Annotated in this window: 14 protein-coding genes; 10 read left to right on the top strand and 4 right to left on the bottom strand. The window is 67.3% G+C overall.

Annotation, left to right across the window (positions count from 1 at the left end):
* The 3 genes from ACCQ04_RS12145 to ACCQ04_RS12135 all read left to right on the top strand — a co-directional run bounded on the left by ACCQ04_RS12145 (position 1) and on the right by ACCQ04_RS12135 (position 7,170).
* Positions 1–4,860, top strand: a complete 4,860-nt coding sequence (locus tag ACCQ04_RS12145; protein ID WP_372358530.1) for a PAS domain S-box protein — start codon at positions 1–3, stop codon at positions 4,858–4,860.
* Complete coding sequence (locus ACCQ04_RS12140; protein ID WP_046343110.1) at positions 4,857–5,792, top strand: diguanylate cyclase domain-containing protein; 936 nt, start codon at positions 4,857–4,859, stop codon at positions 5,790–5,792. The genes ACCQ04_RS12145 and ACCQ04_RS12140 overlap by 4 nt, the downstream gene beginning before the upstream one ends.
* Before the next feature lie 94 nt (positions 5,793–5,886).
* Positions 5,887–7,170, top strand: coding sequence for an MFS transporter (locus ACCQ04_RS12135; protein ID WP_226427661.1), 1,284 nt, complete (start codon positions 5,887–5,889; stop codon positions 7,168–7,170).
* 59 nt (positions 7,171–7,229) lie between these two features.
* On the opposite strand, the gene ACCQ04_RS12130 is transcribed toward ACCQ04_RS12135, so the two are convergent.
* From ACCQ04_RS12130 to ACCQ04_RS12115, 4 genes are all read right to left on the bottom strand, one after another.
* Positions 7,230–7,691 carry a bacteriohemerythrin gene (locus tag ACCQ04_RS12130; protein WP_039526813.1) on the bottom strand — a complete coding sequence of 154 codons (462 nt, stop codon included), beginning with the start codon at positions 7,689–7,691 and terminating at the stop codon, positions 7,230–7,232.
* A 181-nt stretch (positions 7,692–7,872) separates the two neighbouring features.
* Positions 7,873–9,171: a diguanylate cyclase gene (locus tag ACCQ04_RS12125; protein ID WP_039512053.1), complete on the bottom strand. Its 1,299-nt coding sequence runs from the start codon at positions 9,169–9,171 to the stop codon at positions 7,873–7,875.
* A 96-nt stretch (positions 9,172–9,267) separates the two neighbouring features.
* Positions 9,268–10,584 carry an NAD(P)/FAD-dependent oxidoreductase gene (locus ACCQ04_RS12120; RefSeq protein ID WP_226427662.1) on the bottom strand — a complete coding sequence of 439 codons (1,317 nt, stop codon included), beginning with the start codon at positions 10,582–10,584 and terminating at the stop codon, positions 9,268–9,270.
* On the bottom strand, positions 10,584–11,963 hold the full coding sequence (locus ACCQ04_RS12115) for a glutamine synthetase family protein (RefSeq protein WP_226427663.1): 1,380 nt from the start codon (positions 11,961–11,963) through the stop codon (positions 10,584–10,586). The genes ACCQ04_RS12120 and ACCQ04_RS12115 overlap by 1 nt, the downstream gene beginning before the upstream one ends.
* A 289-nt stretch (positions 11,964–12,252) precedes the next feature.
* On the opposite strand from ACCQ04_RS12115, the gene ACCQ04_RS12110 reads away from it, so the two are divergent.
* The 7 genes from ACCQ04_RS12110 to ACCQ04_RS12080 all read left to right on the top strand — a co-directional run bounded on the left by ACCQ04_RS12110 (position 12,253) and on the right by ACCQ04_RS12080 (position 21,779).
* Positions 12,253–13,008 carry a gamma-glutamyl-gamma-aminobutyrate hydrolase family protein gene (locus ACCQ04_RS12110; RefSeq protein ID WP_039523002.1) on the top strand — a complete coding sequence of 252 codons (756 nt, stop codon included), beginning with the start codon at positions 12,253–12,255 and terminating at the stop codon, positions 13,006–13,008.
* 6 nt (positions 13,009–13,014) lie between these two features.
* On the top strand, positions 13,015–14,400 hold the full coding sequence (locus tag ACCQ04_RS12105; protein ID WP_065031616.1) for a glutamine synthetase family protein: 1,386 nt from the start codon (positions 13,015–13,017) through the stop codon (positions 14,398–14,400).
* A gap of 201 nt (positions 14,401–14,601) precedes the next feature.
* On the top strand, positions 14,602–15,978 hold the full coding sequence (locus ACCQ04_RS12100) for an aspartate aminotransferase family protein (RefSeq protein WP_226427664.1): 1,377 nt from the start codon (positions 14,602–14,604) through the stop codon (positions 15,976–15,978).
* Positions 15,979–16,187: 209 nt separating this feature from the next.
* Entirely contained in the window at positions 16,188–17,303 is a 1,116-nt protein-coding gene (locus ACCQ04_RS12095) for a polyamine ABC transporter substrate-binding protein (RefSeq protein WP_226427665.1), read from the top strand.
* Between the two features lie 195 nt (positions 17,304–17,498).
* On the top strand, positions 17,499–18,701 hold the full coding sequence (locus tag ACCQ04_RS12090) for an HlyD family secretion protein (RefSeq protein ID WP_226427666.1): 1,203 nt from the start codon (positions 17,499–17,501) through the stop codon (positions 18,699–18,701).
* A complete protein-coding gene (locus ACCQ04_RS12085; RefSeq protein WP_024940507.1) occupies positions 18,698–20,284 on the top strand; it encodes an MDR family MFS transporter in 1,587 nt (528 codons plus the stop codon). Before ACCQ04_RS12090 ends, ACCQ04_RS12085 begins: the two co-directional genes overlap by 4 nt.
* A gap of 4 nt (positions 20,285–20,288) precedes the next feature.
* Complete coding sequence (locus ACCQ04_RS12080) at positions 20,289–21,779, top strand: efflux transporter outer membrane subunit (protein ID WP_039526823.1); 1,491 nt, start codon at positions 20,289–20,291, stop codon at positions 21,777–21,779.
* The last annotated feature ends 201 nt before the right edge of the window (positions 21,780–21,980 follow it).

Raw genomic sequence — 21,980 nt, 5'->3', positions numbered from 1 at the left:
ATGATGCGTTTGCTGGCTGCCAACCGCAGACCGCTGCGTTGGGCGGTGGCGGTACTCGCGTTAGGCGCGACGCTCACCGCCGGCACCGCGCTGGAGCTGCGCCAGGTCAATGCGCACCGTGCGCAGGCGCAGCTGGCGGCGTCGGCGCAGGCGGCATTCGATCAGATCCAGGAATTGCTCAATCATTATCAGTACGGCCTGCGCGGCATGCGTGGGGTGGTGCTCACTGCCGAGGAGCGCCTGCGCGGCGCGCAGGTGCTGCGCTATAGCCAGAGCCGCGATCTGGCGCGCGAATTTCGCGGCGCACGCGGTTTCGGCGTCATCCGCCGCGTGCCCGAGGCCGAGCAGGCGCGCTTTGTGGCCGCCGCCCGCGCCGCCGGGCAGCCGGATTTCCAGATCCGCACGCTGACTGCGCACCACGGCGACCGCTTCGTCATCCAGTACATCGAGCCGATGCAGAGCAACGCTGCGGCGGTCGGCTTGGACATCGCCTCCGAGTCCAACCGGCGCCACGCCGCCTGGGCGGCGGCGCTGAGCGGCGAGCCACGGTTGACCGGGCCGATCACCCTGGTACAGGCCGGCGGCCACCCATCGCAATCATTCCTGATGCTGTTGCCGGTCTATCGCAGCGGAGCGACTCCGCCCACGCCGGCGCAGCGTCGCGACGGGTTGGTGGGCTGGACCTACACGCCGCTGCTGATGCCCGAGGTAATGCAGGCGCTGCGGTTGGACCCGCAACGGTTGCAGCTGCGCCTGAGCGATGTGGATGCCAGCGGGGCGGCGGTGCCGTTTTACAGCAATCGCACCGCCGCCGCGCCGAACGTGGTGGCCAGCACCTGGATGCAACGCGAGGTCATGGGGCGCCGCTGGCGCCTGGACATGCAGGCGAGCCCGGCCTTCGCAGCAGCGGCGGAGGTCTTGCCGGTAAGCGGCGTGCTGAGCATCGGCCTGCTGTTGAGCGTGCTGGCGTCCGCCCTGGCTGGCGCACTGTGCAGCGGCCTGGAACGCCGCCGTCAGGCCGCGCGCGGCCAGGCCAATCTGCTGGCGGTGGTGCAGAGTTCGGCCGACGGCATCATCGGCAAGACACCCGAAGGCGTGGTGCATAGCTGGAACCGCGCCGCCGAACAGTTGTTCGGCTATAGCGCCGAGCAGGCCATCGGCCGTCGCCTGCTCGACCTGATCGTACCGGAGCACCTTCACCACGAAGAGCATGCGGTGCTGCAGCGGATTTCCCGTGGCGAGGAGATCCCGCATTTCGAAACCGTGCGTCGGCACGCCGACGGCCGCCTGCTGGACGTGCTGGTCAGTGTCTCGCCGATCCGTGGCGCCGATGGCCGCCTGATCGGCGCCTCCAAGACTGTGCGCGACATTTCCGAGCAGAAAGCCGCGCGTGCCCAGATCCTGGCGCTCAACGCGAGCCTGGAAAACCAGGTGGCCGCGCGTACCGCAGAGTTGCAGCGCAGCACGCTGATGCTGGAGGGCGTGCTGAGTGCGGCCTCGGAGGTATCGATCATCGCTACCGATCCCAATGGCCTGGTCACGCTGTTCAATACCGGAGCCGAGCGCATGCTCGGCTACCAGGGCGAGGAGGTCGTCGGCCGCGTGAGCGCCGCGCTATTCCATCTGCCCGAGGAGGTGGACGCGCGCGCGCGCGTTCTGGTCCAGGAGCTGGGCAAGCCCGTGGAAGGTTTCCGCGTATTCGTGGAGAAAGCCGAGCGCGACGGCGCCGACACCTACGAATGGACATATGTGCGCCGCGACGGCAGCACCCGTCAGGTCAGTCTGGTGGTCACCGCCATCCGTTCCGAGGACAACGCCATCGCCGGGTATCTCGGCATCGCGCTGGACATCAGCGAACGCAAGGCGGCCGAACGCTCGCTCGCGCGCAGCAACGCGATGACCCAGGCGATCCTGGACACCGCAGTCAACCCCATCATCACCATCGATACCTACGGCGGCGTGCGTTCGTTCAACAATGCCGGCGAGCGGGTGTTCGGTTATGCGGCCAGCGACGTCATCGGCCAGAACGTGCGCATGCTGATGCCCGACGCCTACGCCGGCCGTCACGACGCCATCCTGGAGCGTTATCGCCAGTCCGGCGCGGGACAGCCGACCGGCATCGACAATGGCCGCGAGGCGCTGGCCAGGCGCAAGGACGGCAGCGAGTTTCCGGTGGAAATCAGCCTGGGCACGATGTGGGTGGATGGTCAGCGTCTGGTGGTCGGCGTGATCGCCGATATCACCGAGCGGCACCGTCAGCGGCAGGCGCTCACCCGCGCGCGCGACCAGCTTGCGATGGCGGCCGATGCCGCGGAACTGGGGATCTGGAGCTGGATCCCGGGCACCAACGCGCTGGAGTGCAATGCGCGTATGTTCGAGATGTACGAGTGGCCGCCCAGCCTGTCCGAGCGCGGCCTGTACTACTCCGATTGGCGCTGCAAGGTGCACCCGGACGATATCGACCGTACCGAGCAGAGCCTGCAGGCCGCGATGGAAGGGCGCGGCGTCTACGATCCGGTATTCCGTGTGTTGCGCAGCGACGGCCGGCTGCGGCATATCCAGGCCGGAGCGCATACCGAACGCGATGCGGAGGGCCGTATCACGCGGGTCATCGGCATCAACCGCGACATCACCTCGCAGTTGGAGGCCGAACAGGAGTTGCGCCTGGCCAAGGCGCGCGCCGACGAGGCCAGCGAAGCCAAATCCTCGTTCCTGGCCAACATGAGCCACGAGATCCGCACCCCGATGAACGCGGTGCTGGGCATGCTGCAACTGCTGCAACGCACCGGGCTGGATGCGCGCCAGGGCGATTACGCCGGCAAGGCGCAGAAGGCCGCCACCTCTCTGCTCGGCCTGCTCAACGACATCCTGGATTACTCCAAGATCGAGGCCGGCAAGCTGCAGCTGGATCCGCATGGCTTCCAGCTGGAGGAGTTGCTGCGCGATCTGTCGGTGGTGCTGTCGGGCAACCATCACCGTCCCGAGGTCGAAATCGCCTATCACCTGGACCAGGGCATTCCCGACCGCCTGGTCGGCGATAGCCTGCGCTTGCAGCAGGTACTCATCAACCTGGCCGGCAACGCGCTCAAATTCACCCAGTACGGCCATGTGCTGTTGCGGGTGGAATTGCTGGCCATCCACGCGCAGGCGGTCACGCTGCGCGTGGCGGTGGAAGACACCGGGATCGGCATCAGCGCCGAGCAGCAGCAGCGGATTTTCCATAGCTTCACCCAGGCCGAAACGTCGATCAGCCGTCGGTTCGGCGGCACCGGGCTTGGCTTGGTGATCAGTCGCCGCCTGATCGGCCTGATGGGCGGCAACCTGCAGGTGGACAGCACGCCCGGGCAGGGCAGCCGCTTCTGGTTCGACCTGCAGCTGGAGTGTGAGGCGCCGGCGTTGCAGTTGCCTGTCCGCAGGAGCGATGCAGCCCGGCACCTGTTACTGGTCGACGACAGTGCCCTGGTGCGGGAGGTACTGGCCGAGGGTCTGGTCGCGCAGGGGTGGGCGGTGGCGGCGGTGGCGTCCGGCGAGGCTGCAGTGACGCGCGCGGTCGAGGCGGCTGGCAGCGGCCGGCCCTTCGATGTGGTGCTGATGGACTGGCGCCTGCCCGGCATGGACGGGATCGCGGCGGCGACCTGCATCCGCGAGCGCTGCGGCCGTCATGTGTCGCCGGCGATCCTGATGCTCACCGCCTACCAGCGCGAACTGCTGGCCGAGGCCCAACGGCACGGCGAGGTCCCCTTCGTTGATCATCTGGTCAAACCGGTCACGCCCCGGCAGGTGATCGACGCGATCGAACAGGCGTTGCGCACCGACCCGCCGCCGGTGCCGGTGCCGGTGCTTGCGCTCCCGCAGCGTCTGCAGGGGCTGCGCGTGCTGGTGGTGGAAGACAATGCGCTCAACCGTCAGGTCGCCGACGAGCTGCTGCGCGGCGAAGGCGCCTGGGTGGCGCTGGCCGAGGACGGCGAAAAAGGCTTGCAGCGCCTGCGCGAGGGCCCGGGGGTCGATGTGGTGGTGATGGACATGCAGATGCCGCATGTGGATGGACTGGAGGCCACCCGGCGCATCCGCGCCGATGCGCGCTTTGCCGGACTGCCGATCCTGGCCATGACCGCCAATGCCGCCAGCAGCGATGTCAGTGCCTGTCTGGAGGCCGGCATGGATGCGCACATCGGCAAGCCGATCGACCTGGAGCGCATGGTCGATGCACTGCTGCGGCTGAGCGGTCGCAACGCCGCAGTGGCGACCGGCGATGTCGAGGCGGATGCATCGCCACCGCACACGATCGCGCTGGATGCGGTGCTGGCACGCTTTGGCCAGAATCGCGCGCTGTTGGCGCGCATGCTCGACACCTTCGACACCGACCGTCACGCAATGCTGGAGTGCCTGCAGACCGCGCTCGCCGACAACGACGCCGCCGCGTGTGCCGATGCCGCGCATGTGCTCAAGGGGACGTCAGCGACACTTGGGGCCGATCGTCTGGCGCTCGCTGCATCGACGCTGGAGCAGGACGCGCGTGGCGGCCGCCTGCCGGCGGCGGCGACGCTGGACGCGCTGGCGGGACTGGCCGATGGCGAGCTGCGTGCCTTGCGCGATGCGCTGGCCCACAGCCACTCCCAACTCGACAGCGCCGCAATGGCGCCGGCCGATGGCTCGGCGGACACGGTGCGGCACCTCCTGGACGTGCTGGCGCCCATGCTGCGTGCCTCCAACCTTCACGCGCTGGACCTGCTGGCGCAGGCGCCGGTTGCCATCGCCGGCGCGCAGGCTGCGCGCTACCTGCAGTTCCGCCAACAGGTGCAGCAGCTGCAATTCGACGCCGCGCTGCGCACGCTGGACGATTTGATGGAGCACCTATGAGCCTGTTCGATACCTATCGCCGCCTCGCGCCCGACGGCCGGCGTCCTCGCGTGCTGGTCGTGGACGACCAGCCGATCAACATTCATGCGCTCAACGAGCTGTTGCGCGAAGACTGCGACGTGAGCATGGCCCTGGACGGGCAACGGGCGCTGCAACTGTGCCGGGAGCAGCCGCCGGACCTGGTGGTGCTGGACGTGGTGATGCCCGAGCTGGACGGCCTGCAGGTCTGTCGCCATCTGAAAGCCGATCCGGCCACGGCCGACATCCCGGTGATCTTCGTCACCGGCCAGGACACCCCGGAGGAGGAAGTGACCGCCTTGCAGGCCGGTGCGGCCGATTTCATCAGCAAGCCGATGCAACCGGTGGTGGTGCGTGCAAGGGTGCAGAACCAACTGGTGATGAAGTTACAGAGCGATCTGTTGCGCGCCATGGCCTCGCTGGATGGGTTGACCGGCGTTGCCAACCGACGCCGCTTCGACGAGGCGTTGCAGCTCGCCTGGAAGAACTGCCAGCGCGAGAACCGACCGTGCGGGGTATTGATGATCGATGTCGATCATTTCAAACGCTACAACGACCATTACGGCCACCTGAGCGGAGATGCCTGCCTGCGCGAGGTCGCCCAGCAGTTGGCCGGCTGCCTGGCCCGTCCGCTCGACCTGCTGGCGCGGTATGGCGGGGAGGAATTCGTGGCCTTGTTGCCCGACAGCAATTCCGACGGCGTGCGCGAAGTGGCACGGCTGATGCTGCAGCGCATCGCACAGCTGCGGCTGCCACATGCCGACTCGTCGGTTGGTCCCTGGCTCAGCGTGAGTATCGGCGGCGCATCCATGTTGCCGACGCCGGGACTGTTGCCTGCCACGGTGCTGGCCCACGCCGATACCCAGCTCTACCAGGCCAAGCAGGAAGGCCGGGCGCGCGCCTGCGTGGCATGAGGTCTGCTGCGCGGATCGTTGTCGGCAGAAACCATCCGGGTGATGTCGCCCTGAATCTGACAGAATCGACGGCCTGCCCGACGATCCGCTTCGCATGACCCCTGCCGTGACTTCGCGCAATTCCGCTGCGCGCGTGCTGTTCGCCAGTCTGATCGGCACCACCATCGAGTTTTTCGATTTCTATATCTACGCCACCGCTGCGGTGCTGGTGTTTCCGACGCTGTTCTTTCCGGCGGGCGATGGCAGTGCGGCGATGCTGCAGTCGCTGGCGACGTTTGCGGTGGCCTTTATCGCACGGCCGGTGGGCTCGGCAGTGTTCGGCCATTTCGGCGACCGGATCGGGCGCAAGGCCACGTTGGTGGCGGCGCTGCTGACGATGGGCCTGTCCACCGTGGCGATCGGCTTGCTGCCCAGCTACGCGCAGATCGGCGTGTTCGCACCTGCGTTGCTGGCGCTGTGCCGCTTTGGCCAGGGTCTGGGTCTGGGCGGCGAGTGGGGCGGGGCCGTGCTGCTTGCCACCGAAAATGCGCCGCCCGGCAAGCGCGTGTGGTACGGCATGTTTCCGCAGCTGGGTGCGCCGCTGGGCTTTCTACTGTCCACCGGCACCTTTCTCGGCATGGGCGCGTTGCTCGACGATGCGCAGTTCATGCAATGGGGCTGGCGGGTGCCGTTTCTGGCCAGCGCATTGCTGGTGCTGACCGGCCTGTGGGTGCGCCTGAGCATCACCGAGACGCCGGACTTCCAGAAGGCCCTGGACCGCAAGACGCGCGTGCGCCTGCCCTTGGGGACGGTGATCTCGCAGCACTGGCCGGCGCTGATCATCGGCACGCTGGGCGCATTCGCCACCTTCGTGCTGTTCTATCTGATGACGGTGTTTGCGCTGGGCTACGGGACCAAGACCCTGGGCTACGACAAGGAGCAATTCCTGCTGTTGCAGATGGCCGGGATCGTGTTTTTCGCGATCGGCATCCCGCTGTCGGCCAGGTTCGGCGACCGGCATGGCGCGCCGCTGGCGATGATGCTGGCCAGTGTGGCGATCATCGCGTTCGGGTTGGCGTTCGCGCCACTGTTCCAGGCCAATCACCCGTTGCAGGTACTCGCGTTCCTTGCACTGGGCTTCTTCTTCATGGGCCTGACCTACGGCCCCTGCGGCACGCTGCTGGCCGAGCTGTATCCCACCGAGGTGCGCTACACCGGGGCCTCGCTGTCGTTCAACCTGGCCAGCATCCTGGGGGCGGCACCGGCGCCGTACGTGGCCACGCAACTGGCCGCACGCTATGGCGTGCAGGCGGTCGGGCAGTATCTGGGCGCCGCGGCGGTGTTGAGCCTGCTGGCGTTGATCGTGGCCCGCAGATCGCGTCGCCCGGTTGGCGTTTGAAGGCGTACGCGAGTCGGCGTCATCGTTGAGGTGGATTGCGCCCAGGTGCAGAGCGGTCGCTAGCGGAACAGGCGCTTGAGTGTGCGTCCCAGCCAGTTGCCGTGCTGGTGGCTGCGCGCGAACTGGTCCAGATGTGCGATCACCTGCGGCGCATAGGCCTGGTCGTCGCCGCGGATATGGTTGAACAACCAGCGCGAGAGCATGCTGCGGAGTTCGTCGCAGACGTCTTCGCCGGCCTGGAACCGCAGCCGGTACTCGCCGACACGTTTGCCGAAGACCTCGTGCACGCGCTTGTGCGCCAGGCTGAAGGGGTAGCCGGCTTCCTCCATCAGTTCTTCCTCGAAGGCAAAGTGCGACAGCGTGTAGTCGATCAATTCGTCGATCACCTCGGCCACTGCCAGGCGTTGCAGGCTGGCGTGCGCGGCATGCAACTGATTGATCATTTCCACGATGCGCCGGTGTTGGTGATCGATGACCTCGATCCCGGTGTTGAGGTCGTCCTGCCAGACCAGCAAAGCCATCGTTCGCCCTTGTTCCATACGGTGAGGGCACGATAGGCGCACGTGATCGCCAACGCGTTGATCTGGATCAAATCCAGTCACGGCGCGCGGGCGGCGTGCGTGCTGCGGGGCGATTCTGTGTGCCGGCGATACCGCCGGGTCGGGCGCGCCGCCGGCCGTGCAGCGCACGAACCTGCGCCGCTCAGCTGGCCAGGCGCACCTGGTTGCGGCCGCCGGCCTTGGCCAGATAGAGGTACTTGTCCGCTTCGCCCAGCAGATGGTGCAGCGACTGGCCGTCTTCGGTAGCGATGCAGACACCGATGCTCACCGTCATGCTGAGGGTTTCGTCGCCGATCCGCACGCGCAGTGCGCTGATGCGTTCGCGCAGGGTTTCGAAGTAGCTGGTGGCGTTGGCGGCATCCAGCCCCGGTACCAGCAGGCAGAATTCTTCGCCGCCGAAACGCGCTACCAGATCCTGCGGCCGCGCATGACTGGAGACCGACGCGGCCACCGCGCGTAGCGCCTGGTCGCCGGCTTCGTGGCCCCAGGTGTCGTTGATGTGCTTGAAGTGGTCGATGTCCAGCATCGCCGCGGTGACCGTCTGCTCCTGCGACAGCAGGGTGGGGATTACCCGCTGGCTTTGTTCCAGGAAATAGCGCCGGTTGGGCAGGCCGGTGAGGAAGTCGCGGGTGGCCAGGTCCTGCAGCGTGCCGATCAGTTCCAACTGGTCCACGTTCTGTGACACGCGGCAGAAGAACTCTTCGCGCGAGAACGGCTTGCGCAGGAAATCGTTGGCACCGTTCTTGAGGAAACGCGGGATCAGCGACGAGTCGCTGTTGCCGGAGATGCCGATCACCGCGACCTTGTCGCGCGAACGGATCGCACGCAGCCGGCGGGTGAATTCCACCCCTTCCATGCCGGGCATTTCCTGGTCGACGATGGTCAGGCGGATGCCGGGGTCGCGCTCGATCGCCTGCAGGCCGGCCGCACCGTCGGCTGCCAGCACCACGCGGTAGCCGTACATCGACAGCAACGCGGCCGCATAGGTCCGTGCGGACAGGGAATCGTCCACCACCAGCGCGGCGATGCGGCGATTGCGCTCCAGGCGTTGCACCAGCCAGGCCAGATATTCGATGCTGCCGGGCGCGTTCTTGAGCACGTAATCGATGATCTGCTGCTGCAGCACGCGCTGGCGCAGATCCTCGTCGTAGACGCCGCTGACCACCACGGTGGGCAGCTTGCGCGAGAGGAAGAATTCCACGACCTTGTCGCGGTCGCCATCCACCAATACCAGGCCGGTCAGGACCAGAAACCAGCCGTCTTCTTCGTCCAATACACGGGCGGCTTCCGCCAGCGTCGACACGACCGTGACCGGCAGCTCCACACGTTGCTCGATGGCTTCGCGCAGCATGCTGGTGAAAGTGCGCGAGTTCTCCACCAGCAACACGCGTTGCGGCAGGACTGCGCTTTCACTATTGCGATGTAGGGTACCTGGGGACATCGGCTGGCCGTGCGGATCGAACCGTCATACCAGCTAACGGCCCTGCTCGCCAAAACTTGAGCGCCGCGTCTCAAAGTGCCCAAGACGGCGCCCTATTCACCACAACGCATCGCGCAGCCGGTACCAACTCATCGCCGCCACCAGCAGCGGCGTGCGTAGCAGGCGCCCCCCGGGGAAGGGCCGATGCGGAATGCGTGCGAACACGTCCAGCCGTCGGCTCTGGCCGGCGATGGCCTCGGCGATGACCTGGCCGGCCAGGCCGGTGGCGGCGACGCCATGCCCGGAGAATCCCTGGGCGAAATACACGTTGGGCCCCAGCCGGCCCCAGTGCGGGGCGCGATTGCGCGAGATGTCCACGTAGCCGCCCCACAGCGCCTGCAGCGGCACGTCGCGCAGTTGCGGGAAGACCGTGTGCATGCGCCGGGTCATCAACCGATCCAGGCCGTGCGGCGGGCGCGAGGAGTAGCTGGCGCGTCCGCCGAACAGCAGCCGGTGGTCGGCACTGAGCCGGTAGTAGTCCAGCGCCCAGTTGGTGTCGGCGACCGCCATGTCGTTGGCGATCAGCGCGCGTGCACGGGCCTGGCCCAGCGGCGGCGTCGCACCGACATAGGTGCCGACCGGCATGATGCGGCGCTCCAGCGCCGTGGAAATGCCCTGCAGCAGGGCATTGCCGGCGATCACGCCGAACTCGGCGCTGACGCTGCCCTGGTCGGTCTGCATGGTCACGCGCGCGCCGTGCTCCAGCCGGGAGACCGGCGAGGCCTCGTGGATGCGCACGCCGGCCGCCAGCGCTGCGCGCGCCAGGCCCAGCGCATAGGCCAGCGGATGCAGATGGCCGCTGGCCGGGTCGAACATCGCGCCCAGGTAGAGCGGGCTGTCCAGCACCTGCCGCGTACGCGCGCGGTCCCACCATTCCAGCGGGTAGTCGTAGCGCTCGGCCATGCGCACGATGCCGTGCTGCAAGGCCTGCACCTGGCGCGGCTTCAGCGGCACATGGGCGTGGCCGTCGCGCCAGTCGCAGGCGATGGCGTGGCGGTCGATGCGCGCGCGCAGCAGGTGCATGCCGTCGCGCGAGAAGTCGAACAGCAGCCGCGCGTCGGCATCGCCGACCAGCGCTTCCAGGGTTTCCTGCTCGCAGCCGTAGCCGACGATGGCCTGGCCGCCGTTGCGCCCGGAGGCGCCCCAGCCGATGCGCCTGGCTTCCAGCACGACGACCTTGTAGCCGGCCTCGGCCAGGGCGAGGGCGGCGGTGAGGCCGGTGTAGCCGGCGCCGAGGATGCAGACATCGGCACGTTGCACGCCCTGCAGGCATGGTTGCTCAGGCAAGGCCGGCGTGCTGCGGGCGTACCAGCTGTCGGGATAGCCGTTACCCGGCGGATCGGTTGGCGGCAGCGATGTGGCCGGGCCGTCCATCAGACGATCCGCAGGTACCGGGCGTAATCCAGATCGGGCACCTGCGCCTGGTAGTCGAGCAGCTCGCGCTGTTTCTGCTGGCCGAATACGTGCTGGAACTGGCTGCCGAACTGCGCGCCGACAAAGTCGCTGGCGCCGAATGCATCCACCGCGGCTTGCCAGGTGCGCGGCCGAAAGACCGCTTGCGCATAGGCATTGCCGGTGACTGGCGCGCTGGGCTCGCCGGGATGTTGCAGGCCGTCCAGCATGGCGGCGAGCACGGCGGCGGCGGCCAGGTACGGGTTGGCATCGGCGCCGGCGATGCGATGCTCGATGCGGGTGTTGCGTGCATCGCTATGCGGGATGCGCAGCGCCACGGTGCGGTTGTTGAAGCCCCAGCTCGCATCCAGCGGCACGAAGGCATTGCTGACGAACCTGCGGTAACTGTTGGCGTGCGGCGCGAACATCAGCAGCGAGGCATCGGCGTGCCGCTGCAGGCCGGCGATGGCATGGCGCAGGCGGTCGGCGGGTACATCGACGTTGCCGGCAAACACGTTGTGCCCGTCGGCATCGAGCAGGCTCACGTGCAGGTGCAGGCCGCTGCCGGCCTGGCCGGGAAACGGCTTGGCCATGAAGCTGGCGAGCTTGCCCTGCTGTTGCGCAATCGCCTTGATGGTGCGCTTGAGCAGGATCGCCTCGTCGCAGGCGGCCACCGCCTCGGCGCGATGCTGCAGGTTGATTTCGAACTGGCCGGGTGCGTACTCGGCCACGGCGGTGTCGGCCGGGATGCCTTGCTGGCGACAGGCGTCAGTCACCGCGTCGGTGAAGGTGCGCTGGTCGTCCAGGTCCTGCAAGGAATACACCTGGGTGCTGTCGCTGCGTGCACCGGTCTGCGGGTCGCGTGGCGTCTGCGGGCGTCCCTGCGCATCGGGCACCGCATCGAACAGGTAGAACTCCAGTTCCACCGCAATGACCGGGGTCAGGCCGAGCGCAGCAAAACCGTGCAGCACGCGCTGCAAGACCGCGCGCGGCGCGACCTCGAACACGCTGCCGTCCGGCTGATGCATCGCCAGCAGCAGCTGCGCCATCGGCCGCGGTGCCCACGGCACCGGGCGCAGCGAGCCGGCGATCGGCCGGCAGATGCGATCGGCATCACCGATGGCGTAGCCGAGCCCGGTTTCCTCGACGGTATTGCCGGTGATGTCGGTAGCGATCAGCGACATCGGCAGGCACACGCCATCGCGATAGACCTTGCCCAGGACCTCGGCTGTCACACGCTTGCCACGCAGCACGCCGTTGGTGTCGGGCAGCAGCAGGTCGACCGCTTCGCAGCCATCGATCCGCGCCAGCGTGGCGGCATCGGTGGCGGGCAAGTACGCGACGGAGTTCTCGGAAACCATGGGCACCACCTGCAAGGTCGCCGCTCAGACTAGCAAAGCGCATGTGATCGTTCGCAACTGTGCGCGTGTGGAACCCTGGCAATGCAGGTGGCCGCACGGTAAGTTCGCAGGCATCGGCAACGCACCCGATCAACCCGTGGCGACCACGCGCTGACAAGTCGTCGCAGTCGGAGCGATGCAGGTGATGCGCAAGCCGACAGCTGCGCGCCACATGTGCCCTGTACAGTGCCAGCGCCTGCCTGATGGCGCGCGCAGACGTGATGCAGCCGCGTTCAACCGGGAGATCCGCATGGCTGTCGTTCCACTGGTCGGGTTGCCGACCGATCGCATCCAGCAAGGGCCGCATCCGTTTCTGGCCACCGGCGAGAAGTACATCCGCGCGGTGGTGGACGCAGCCGGGGCGATGCCGGTGCTGTTGCCGAGCCTGCAGCCCACGCTGGATGCGCGCGCGTGGCTGGATCGCCTGGATGGCCTGTTGCTGACCGGTGCGGTGAGCAATGTCGAGCCGCATCACTACAGCGACGAGCCGAGCTGGGAGGGCAATCCGCACGACCCGGCGCGCGATGCCACCAGCCTGGGGCTGATCCCGCAGGCACTGGCGCGTGGCCTGCCGGTGCTGGCGATCTGCCGCGGGCTGCAGGAGGTCAATGTGGCGCTGGGCGGGCGCCTGCATCAACGCGTGCATGACGTGCCCGGCCTGCTTGATCACCGCGAAGATCGCGCCATGCCGCTGGACACGCAGTACGGCCCGGCGCATCCGGTGCAGCTGCATCCCGGCGGCCTGCTGGCTGGCATGAGCGACAGCGCGCAGGTCGCGGTGAACTCGCTGCACGGGCAGGGCATTGCACGCCTGGCCGACGGCCTGCTGATCGAGGCGACCGCGCCGGATGGCCTGATCGAAGCCTTTCGCGGCCCCGGGCCGGGCTTTCTGCTCGCGGTGCAGTGGCATCCGGAGTGGCGTGTCACACAGCATCCGTTCTACCGTGCCATCTTCCAGGCCTTCGGCGAGGCCTGTCGCCAATACGCCGCTCGACGCGGTCAGTGAGGTTGCATGTCGATCCGCACACGTTCGCGCACATCCACGCCCAAGCAGCCCGAGAGCGCGCTGCGCCGCTGGCTCAAGGACCGCCACATCACCGAGGTCGAGTGCCTGGTGCCGGACATCACCGGCAACGCACGCGGCAAGATCATTCCGGCGGACAAGTTTTCGCACGACTACGGCACCCGGCTGCCGGAAGGCATCTTCGCCACCACCGTCACCGGCGATTTCCCGGACGATTACTACGAGCTGACCTCGCCATCGGATTCGGACATGCATCTGCGCCCGGATGCATCCACCGTGCGCATGGTGCCGTGGGCGGCCGATCCCACCGCGCAGGTCATCCACGATTGCTATACCAAGGACGGCCAGCCGCATGAGCTTGCCCCGCGCAATGTGCTGCGGCGCGTGCTCGACGCCTATGCCGAAGCCAAGCTGCAACCGGTGGTGGCGCCGGAGCTGGAATTCTTCCTGGTGCAGAAGAACACCGACCCGGACTTTCCGTTGTTGCCGCCGGCCGGGCGCTCGGGTCGGCCGGAGACTGCGCGGCAGTCGTATTCGATCGATGCGGTCAACGAGTTCGACCCCATCCTGGACCTGATGTACGACTACTGCGATGCGATGGAACTGGACGTGGATACGCTGATCCACGAATCCGGCGCCGCGCAGCTGGAGGTCAACTTCACCCACGCCGATGCGCTCTCGCGCGCCGATCAGGTGTTCCTGTTCAAGCGCACCATGCGCGAGGCCGCGTTGCGGCATGGCGTGTATGCGACGTTTCTGGCCAAGCCGATGGAGACCGAGCCGGGCAGTGCGATGCATATCCATCAGAGCCTGCTGCATGCCGGCACCGGCAAGAACGTGTTCAGCGGCAAACGCGACGGCGGCTTCAGCGACACCTTCGCGCACTATCTTGGTGGCCTGCAGAAGTACATTCCGATGGCGATGGGGCTGCTGGCGCCCAACGTCAATTCCTACCGCCGGCTGATGTTCGGCGAGGTGTCGCCGAGCAATGTGCTGTGGGGTTTCGACAATCGCACCTGCGGGCTGCGGGTGCCGATCGATGTGCCGCAGAACATGCGGGTGGAAAGCCGCTTTGCCGGCTCCGACGCCAATCCGTACCTGGCGATGGCGGCGACCCTGGCCTGCGGGTTGCTCGGCATCCGCGAGAAGCTCGAACCGACCGCGCCGATCAGCAGCAACGGCAAGGAGCAGGGCTACGATCTGCCGCGCTCGCTGGGCGAGGCGCTGGACGGTCTGGAAGGCTGCGAGGCCTTGCAGGAGATGCTGGGGCGGCGCTTCGTGCGCGCCTACATCTCGGTCAAGCGCAAGGAGTACGAGACGTTCTTCCGCGTGATCAGTTCGTGGGAGCGGGAGTTCCTGTTGTTGAATGTGTGAGGCGTCTGCGCTCGGCGCAGCGTGCCGCGCCGCTCCCTTCTCCCCTCGGGAGAAGGTGCCCGAAGGGCGGATGAGGGCAGGTCGTCTGGCCATGGTCCAGGCCTACGTGCACTGCAGGCGTCCGATGCGTTTTGCCCCAGCTGCCTTTCGTAACGCCACTGCATTCGCGCCACTGGCGTGAGCGACCTTCCGGAGCAAGCCGTGCACCCCACTGTGTTGGAAACCTTGCAGCAGCTCGATGCCGCCCATCACCTGCATCCGTTCAACGACAACGCGGCACTGGCCGAAAAGGGCACGCGCATCCTGACCCGTGGCGAGGGCGTGTATGTCTGGGACGCGCAGGGCAACAAGTTGCTGGATGCGTTCGGCGGCTTGTGGTGCGTGAACGTCGGCTACGGGCGCAAGGAGCTAGCACAAGCGGCGGCGCGCCAGATGGAACAGCTGGCGTACTACAACAGCTTCTTCCAGTGCACCACCGAGCCCACCATCCATCTGGCTGCCAAGCTGGCGGAGCTGACGCCGGGCGATCTGAACCATGCGTTCTTCGCCAACTCCGGGTCGGAGGCCAACGACACCATCCTGCGGCTGGTGCGGCATTTCTGGGCGGTGCAGGGGCAGCCGGAAAAACGCATCTTCATCGGCCGTCATGACGGCTATCACGGCACCACCATGGCCGGTGCCAGCCTGGGCGGCATGCGCGGCATGCACAGGCAGGGTGGCCTGCCGATTCCGGATATCCACCACATCGCGCCGCCGTATCACTTCGGCGATGGCGGGGAGATGGATCCAGAGGAGTATGGCTTGCTGGCGGCCAAGCGACTGGAAGACAAGATTCTGCAACTCGGGCCAGAGAACGTGGCGGCCTTCATCGGTGAACCGATCATGGGCGCGATCGGGGTGTACATCCCGCCGCGCAGCTACTGGCCGGAAATCGAGCGCATCTGCAAGCGCTACGACGTGCTGCTGGTGGCCGACGAGGTGATCTGCGGGTTCGGGCGTACCGGTGCCTGGTTCGGTGCAGATTATTTCGGCTTCCAGCCCGACGTGATGACGCTGGCCAAGGGCATCACCTCCGGCTATATCCCGTTGGCGGCGGCGATGTTCAACGATCGCGTGGCCGGTGTGCTCAAGGCGCAGGGCGGCGAGCTCGCGCACGGCGGCACCTATGCGGGGCATCCGGTCTGCGCGGCGGTGGCGCTGGAGAACCTGCGCCTGCTGCAGGACGAAGGCATCGTGGACACCGCGCGTACCCGGATCGCACCGTATCTGGCGCAACGCTGGGCCGAGCTGGGCGAGCACCGGCTGGTCGGCGAGGCGCGTATCGCCGGCCTGGTCGGGGCACTGGAACTGGTGCCGGACAAACGCCGGCGTGGGGTCTATTTCCCCGAACGCGGTCGGGTCGGTGCGCTGTGCCGCGATTTCGCGCTGCGGCGCGGGCTGATCCTGCGTGCCACCTACGATGCGATGCTGCTGTCGCCGCCATTGATCATCGCCTGCGAACAGGTCGATGAGCTGTTCGACAAGGCCTGGGCGGCGCTGGACGATACTGCGCAGGCGCTGGGCATCGGTGCGGCCTAAGCCTGCCGGCGCACGTCAAGCTTTGCCGGTCGTGCGCCACCGCCACGGCGGCCGGCAGACGCGATCGCGGCACCTGCCGCGCCGGCCAGCGGGTGCGCACGGTTGGTTTCCGTCACGCCGCGCTGTGCAAACACAACCACCATGGGTAGGCTGGCCCTTCGACCGGCCGCATCCCGGCCCGCCCTGATCGCGCTGCCCTGGAGACCCGCATGACGCTGCGACTGCTCGCCCTGACGCTGTCCACCACCTTGCTGGCCGCCTGCGGTGGCAGCAATGCACCCGGCGGTGCCGAGGCGCGGGCCAAGGTGCTCAACGTCTACAACTACTCGGACTACATCGCCGAAGACACCATTCCCGCGTTCGAGAAGAGCACCGGCATCAAGGTCACCTACGACGTGTTCGACAGCGACGAGATGGTGGAAACCAAGCTGCTCGCCGGTGGCAGCGATTACGACGTGGTGGTGCCCACGCTGAACTTCTTCGGCCGGCAGATCCAGGCCGGCGTGTTCCTGCCGCTGGACAAGGCCAAGATCCCCAATCTGGCCAATCTGGACCCGGACATCATGCGGCGCATTGCCGCGCAGGACCCGGGCAACGCCTATGGCGTGCCGTACATGATCGGCACCACCGGCATCGGCTACAACGTGGACAAGCTCAAGGCGATCTTCGGCAACACCGAGGCCGCCAACAGCTGGGACCTGGTATTCAAGCCGGAGAACCTGTCCAGGTTGAAGGACTGTGGCGTGACCCTGCTGGACACGCCCTCGGACCTGATTCCGATCGCGCTCAATTATCTGGGCCTGGATCCGCACAGCAGCGTGCCGGCCGAGATCGAGCAGGCTGCCGCGCTGATCAAGACGATCCGCCCGTACGTGCAGAACTTTCATTCCAGCCAGTACGTGAGCTCGCTGGCCAACGGCAACACCTGCCTGGCGGTGGGCTGGTCGGGCGACATCATCCAGGCGCGCGACCGCGCGGTGGAAGCCGGCAACGGCATCAAGGTGGCCTATGCGATCCCCAGGGAAGGCGCGCCTCAGTGGTTCGACATGCTGGCCATTCCCAAGGACGCCAAACACCCCGACAACGCCTACGCCTTCATCAATTATCTGTTGAAGCCCGACGTGGCCGCGGCCAACAGCAACTTCATCCACTACGCCAACCCGGTGCGCACCGCCACGCCGCTGGTGGACGCGGCGATCCGCAACGACCCCACCATCTATCCGCCGCCGGAGGTGACCGCCAAGATGTTCACCTACGCGATCAATCCGCCGGAGGTGGACCGGCTGTACACGCGGCTATGGACCGAGATCAAGACCGGTCGCTGACCGCCGCAGTCGCTCCTCCAGTTTGTAAGAGCGCTTGCCAGGCGTGCGCCTGCAAGTCCGAGCGCGCGCTGACTGCGGTCGTCACGCAATCTGTACCGGGCGGTTCAAATAATTGTATGGTTGCGCCGCCTTCGCCGGACCGCTGATGCGGTACGTCGTCGCGCGCGCCTCGCCCACGACACAGGACGCCTCACCTTGAGCAACCACGACCAGCAGTCCAACGACGGCCAGCCTTCGGGCGCGGATGCGCAAGGCACCGGCGCGCACAACGAGCAGGAGCCGCCCAAGCCCTCGCCGTTGAAGAACCCAAAGGTCAAATGGACGCTGATCGTGGTCGGGGTGCTGGTGGTGGTGCTGCTGGTGATCTGGCTGGCCTATTACCTGATCAAGGGCCGCTACATGCAGGACACCAACAATGCCTACCTGCAGGCCGACTCGGTGGCCGTGGCGCCGCGGGTCAGCGGCTACGTGACCAATGTGATGGTGGGCGACAACCAGATCGTGGAAGCCGGCCAGCCGCTGCTGCAGATCGACGACCGCACCTACCAGGCGACCCTGCAGCAGGCCGAAGCCGCGATCGCCGCGCGCCAGGCCGATATCGCCGCAGCCACCGCCAATGTGTCCGGGCAGGAGTCGGCGCTGGTGCAGGCGCGTAGCCAGGTCACCTCGGCAGCGGCAAGCCTGAGCTTCGCCCAGGCCGAAGTGAAGCGCTTCGCCCCGTTGGCCGCCTCCGGCGCCGACACCCACGAACACCAGGAAAGCCTGCAGCACGAGCTGCAACGCGCACGCGCCCAGTACCAGGCCGCGCAGGCACAGGCCAAGGGCGCGCAGAGCCAGATCCTGGCCAGCAACGCGCAGCTGGAGCAGGCCCAGGCCGGCCTCAAGCAGGCCAGCGCCGATGCAGACCAGGCCCGCGTGGCGGTGGAAGACACCTTGCTGACCAGCCGCATCCACGGCCGCGTCGGCGACAAGACCGTGCAGGTCGGCCAGTTCCTCGGGGCTGGCACCCGCACCATGACCATCGTGCCGCAGGAATCGCTGTATCTGATCGCCAATTTCAAGGAAACCCAGGTCGGCCTGATGCGTCCTGGCCAGCCGGCCGAGATCGAGGTCGATGCCTTGTCGGGCGTCAAGCTGCACGGCAAGGTCGAGAGCCTGTCGCCGGGCACCGGCTCGCAGTTCGCGTTGCTGCCGCCGGAAAATGCCACCGGCAACTTCACCAAGGTGGTGCAGCGCGTGCCGGTGCGCATCCGCGTGCTGGCCGGCGACGAGGCGCGCAAGGTGCTGGTGCCGGGCATGTCGGTCGAGGTCACCGTGGACACGCGCTCGGCCAAGGACGCCAAGCAACGGGCCGAGGAGGAATCCGATCGCGTGCAGGCGCAGGAGCGCGCGCGATGAATGCAACGGCAGCCACCGGCCCGCGTGCCGGCGGCAGCGCGCAACGCGAGAAGGCCGAGCCGGGCGCCTGGCTGGCGGTGCTGGCCGGCACCATCGGCTCGTTCATGGCGACGCTGGACATCTCCATCGTCAACGCGGCGCTGCCCACCATCCAGGGCGAGGTCGGCGCCAGCGGCACCGAAGGCACCTGGATCTCCACCGCGTACCTGGTTGCCGAGATCATCATGATCCCGCTGACCGGCTGGTTCGTGCGCACGCTGGGCCTGCGCAACTTCCTGCTGATCTGCGCGCTGATGTTCACCGCGTTTTCGGTGGTGTGCGGGCTGTCGACCTCGTTGACGATGATGATCATCGGCCGCGTGGGGCAGGGCCTGGCCGGTGGTGCGCTGATTCCGACCGCGCTGACCATCGTTGCGACGCGGCTACCGCCGAGCCAACAAACGATGGGCACCGCGCTGTTCGGCATGACCGTGATCATGGGCCCGGTGATCGGCCCGCTGCTCGGCGGCTGGCTCACCGAGAACGTCAGCTGGCACTACGCCTTCTTCATCAACGTGCCGATCTGCGTCGGCCTGGTGGCCTTGCTGCTGCTTGGCCTCAAGCATGAAAAAGGCGACTGGGCCGGCCTGCTCAATGCCGACTGGCTGGGCATCTACGGCCTGACCGCCGGCCTGGGCGGGCTCACCGTGGTGCTGGAAGAGGGCCAGCGCGAGCGCTGGTTCGAATCCAGCGAGATCAACGCGCTGAGCGTGATCGCGCTCAGCGGATTCGCTGCACTGGTCGTGGGCCAGTTCCGCAAGCGGCCGCCGGTGATCCACCTGTCGCTGCTGCTGCATCGCAGTTTCGGCGCGGTGTTCGTCATGATCATGGCGGTGGGCATGATCCTGTTCGGCGTCATGTACATGATTCCGCAGTTCCTGGCGGTGATCTCCGGCTACAACACCGAGCAGGCCGGCTACGTGCTGCTGCTGTCAGGCCTGCCGACCGTGCTGTTGATGCCGATGATGCCCAAGCTGCTGGAGGTGGTGGACGTGCGCATCCTGGTGATCGCCGGGCTGATCTGCTTTGCCGCGGCCTGCTTCGCCAATCTGTCGCTGACCGCCGACACCGTGGGCATGCATTTTGTCGCCGGCCAGTTGCTGCAGGGCTGCGGCCTGGCGCTGGCGATGATGTCGTTGAACCAGGCGGCCATTTCGTCTGTGCCGCCCGAGCTGGCCGGCGATGCGTCGGGCCTGTTCAACGCCGGCCGCAACCTGGGCGGCTCGGTGGGGCTTGCGCTGATCTCCACCTTCCAGGAGCGCCGCATGACCTTCCATACCGAAACCATCGGCAGCGCGATCACCGCCAATTCCTCGCGCGCGCAGGACTTTCTTTCCGGGCTGACTGCGCAGATGCAGGGCAGTGCCGGCGGCGAGGCGGCCATTCGCTCGGTCGCGCAGCTGGCGCGCCTGGTGCAGCAGCAGGCCCTGGTGATGACCTATAGCGATCTGTTCTGGATCTTCGGCGTGATCGTGGTCTGCACGATTCCGCTGGCCTTTTTGCTCAAGCCATTACCCAAGGGGGCGCACCTTGCAATGCACTGATTCCATGCGCCTGATCCGCATGCCCCTGGCTGCGGCGTTGAGTGTGGTCCTGCTCGGCGGTTGCATGCTCGGCCCCAACTACACCAAGCCCCCGGCAGTGGCCGACACGGCGGTGCAGGCGCCGGCCCTGCATCGCGCCGCTGGCGCCGACGTGGTCGCTGCCGCGCCGTTGAATCATTGGTGGGAGCAGCTGCAGGACCCGACCCTCACCCAACTGGTCACCCAGGCCCTGGCCGACAGTCCCAACCTGCGTGCGGCGCAGGCGCGGCTGCGTGCCAACCGTGCACTGGCCAGCCAGCGCCGTGCCGAACGTCTGCCCAAGCTCAACGCCAGCGCGGTGTATGCGTATGCCGAGCCGCCGCAGACCATCGTCGATACGCTGGGCGGCTTGCAGAACGGCCAGAACGGCCAGCCACCGGCACAGGGTAGCGAGGCGCTGGATCTGGAAAAGACCCAGATCTACAGCGCCGGTTTCGACGCCAGCTGGGAGCTGGATTTCTTCGGCCGCCGCCGTCGCGCCGCCGAAGGCGCGCTGGCACAGGCGCAGGCCTCGGAAGCCGAGCTGGCCGATGCGCAGGTGCAGCTGGCAGCCGAAGTGGGGCAGGTGTACCTGAACTACCGCGGCTTGCAGGCGCGGCTGGCGATCGCCGATGCGAACCTGGACAAGATCGGGCAGACCCTGCGCCTGACCCAGCAGCGCCGCGAGCGCGGCGCGGCCTCGGACCTGCAGGTCGAACAGATCGCCACGCAAGTGCAGCAGCAACAGGCGCAGCGCCTGCCGCTGGAAATGCAATCGCAGGAAGCGCTGGATCAACTGGCGCTGATGGTGGGGCGCGAGCCCGGCGCGCTGGACGCGCAGTTGAGCGCGCCGCAGCCATTGCCGATGCTGCCCACCCAGGTGCGCGTGGACGATGCCGGCGCCCTGATCCGTCGCCGCCCCGATGTGCGCAAGGCCGAGCGCGAACTGGCTGCCTCCAGCGCGCAGATCGGCGAGGCGTTGAACGGGTATTTTCCGCAGGTGAGCCTGCTGGGCGGCCTGAGCTGGGTCGCCGGCTCGCCCAGCGATTTCAATTCCGATGCCTTGACCACGCTGGCGGTGCCGATGCTGCGCTGGTCGATCTTCGACTTCGGCCGCACCAAGGCACAGGTGGAGCAGGCGCGTGCCGGCAACGCCGGGCGCGAGGCGGCGTACGAGGGCGCGGTGCTGGCTGCGTTGCAGGATGCCAATTCGGCATTGGCGCGCTTCGGCTCGGCGCGCAAGCAGCTGGTGGTGGCGCGGCAGGCCGAAGCCTCGGCCACGCGTTCGGCCGGCTTGATGCAGCAACGGCGCGATGCCGGTGCCACCTCGTCGATCGATCTGCTCGACGTGCAGCGCCAGCAGCTGTCCGCGCAGGACGCCGCCGCACAGGCACAGGTGCAGTTGCTGGTGAACTACGTCGCGTTGCAGAAGAGCCTGGGTCTGGGCTGGAGCGCGCCGGTGCCGGAGCCGCGCTGATCGATAGCCGTCGCGGCGGGCGTCGGCGCTCCGGTCGCGGTAGGGTGTCGCTCTGCCGTTGCAGGCAGAGTGTTGCTGCAGCGCCCGCGCCGGCAGGCGGTCACCCGATGTAGCAGGTCGTCGTCAGCTCGCTGCAGACGATACGCCTGGGCGCAAACGGAAGAGTGCCGATGTCGCACCAAGCACTGGCGGCGCCGGCGT

The sequence above is a fragment of the Xanthomonas sp. NCPPB 2866 genome (assembly GCF_041475745.2).
Taxonomy (GTDB): domain Bacteria; phylum Pseudomonadota; class Gammaproteobacteria; order Xanthomonadales; family Xanthomonadaceae; genus Xanthomonas; species Xanthomonas arboricola.
The sequence above is the reverse complement of the archived record's forward strand: the minus strand, read 5'-3'. Positions and strand labels throughout refer to the sequence as shown.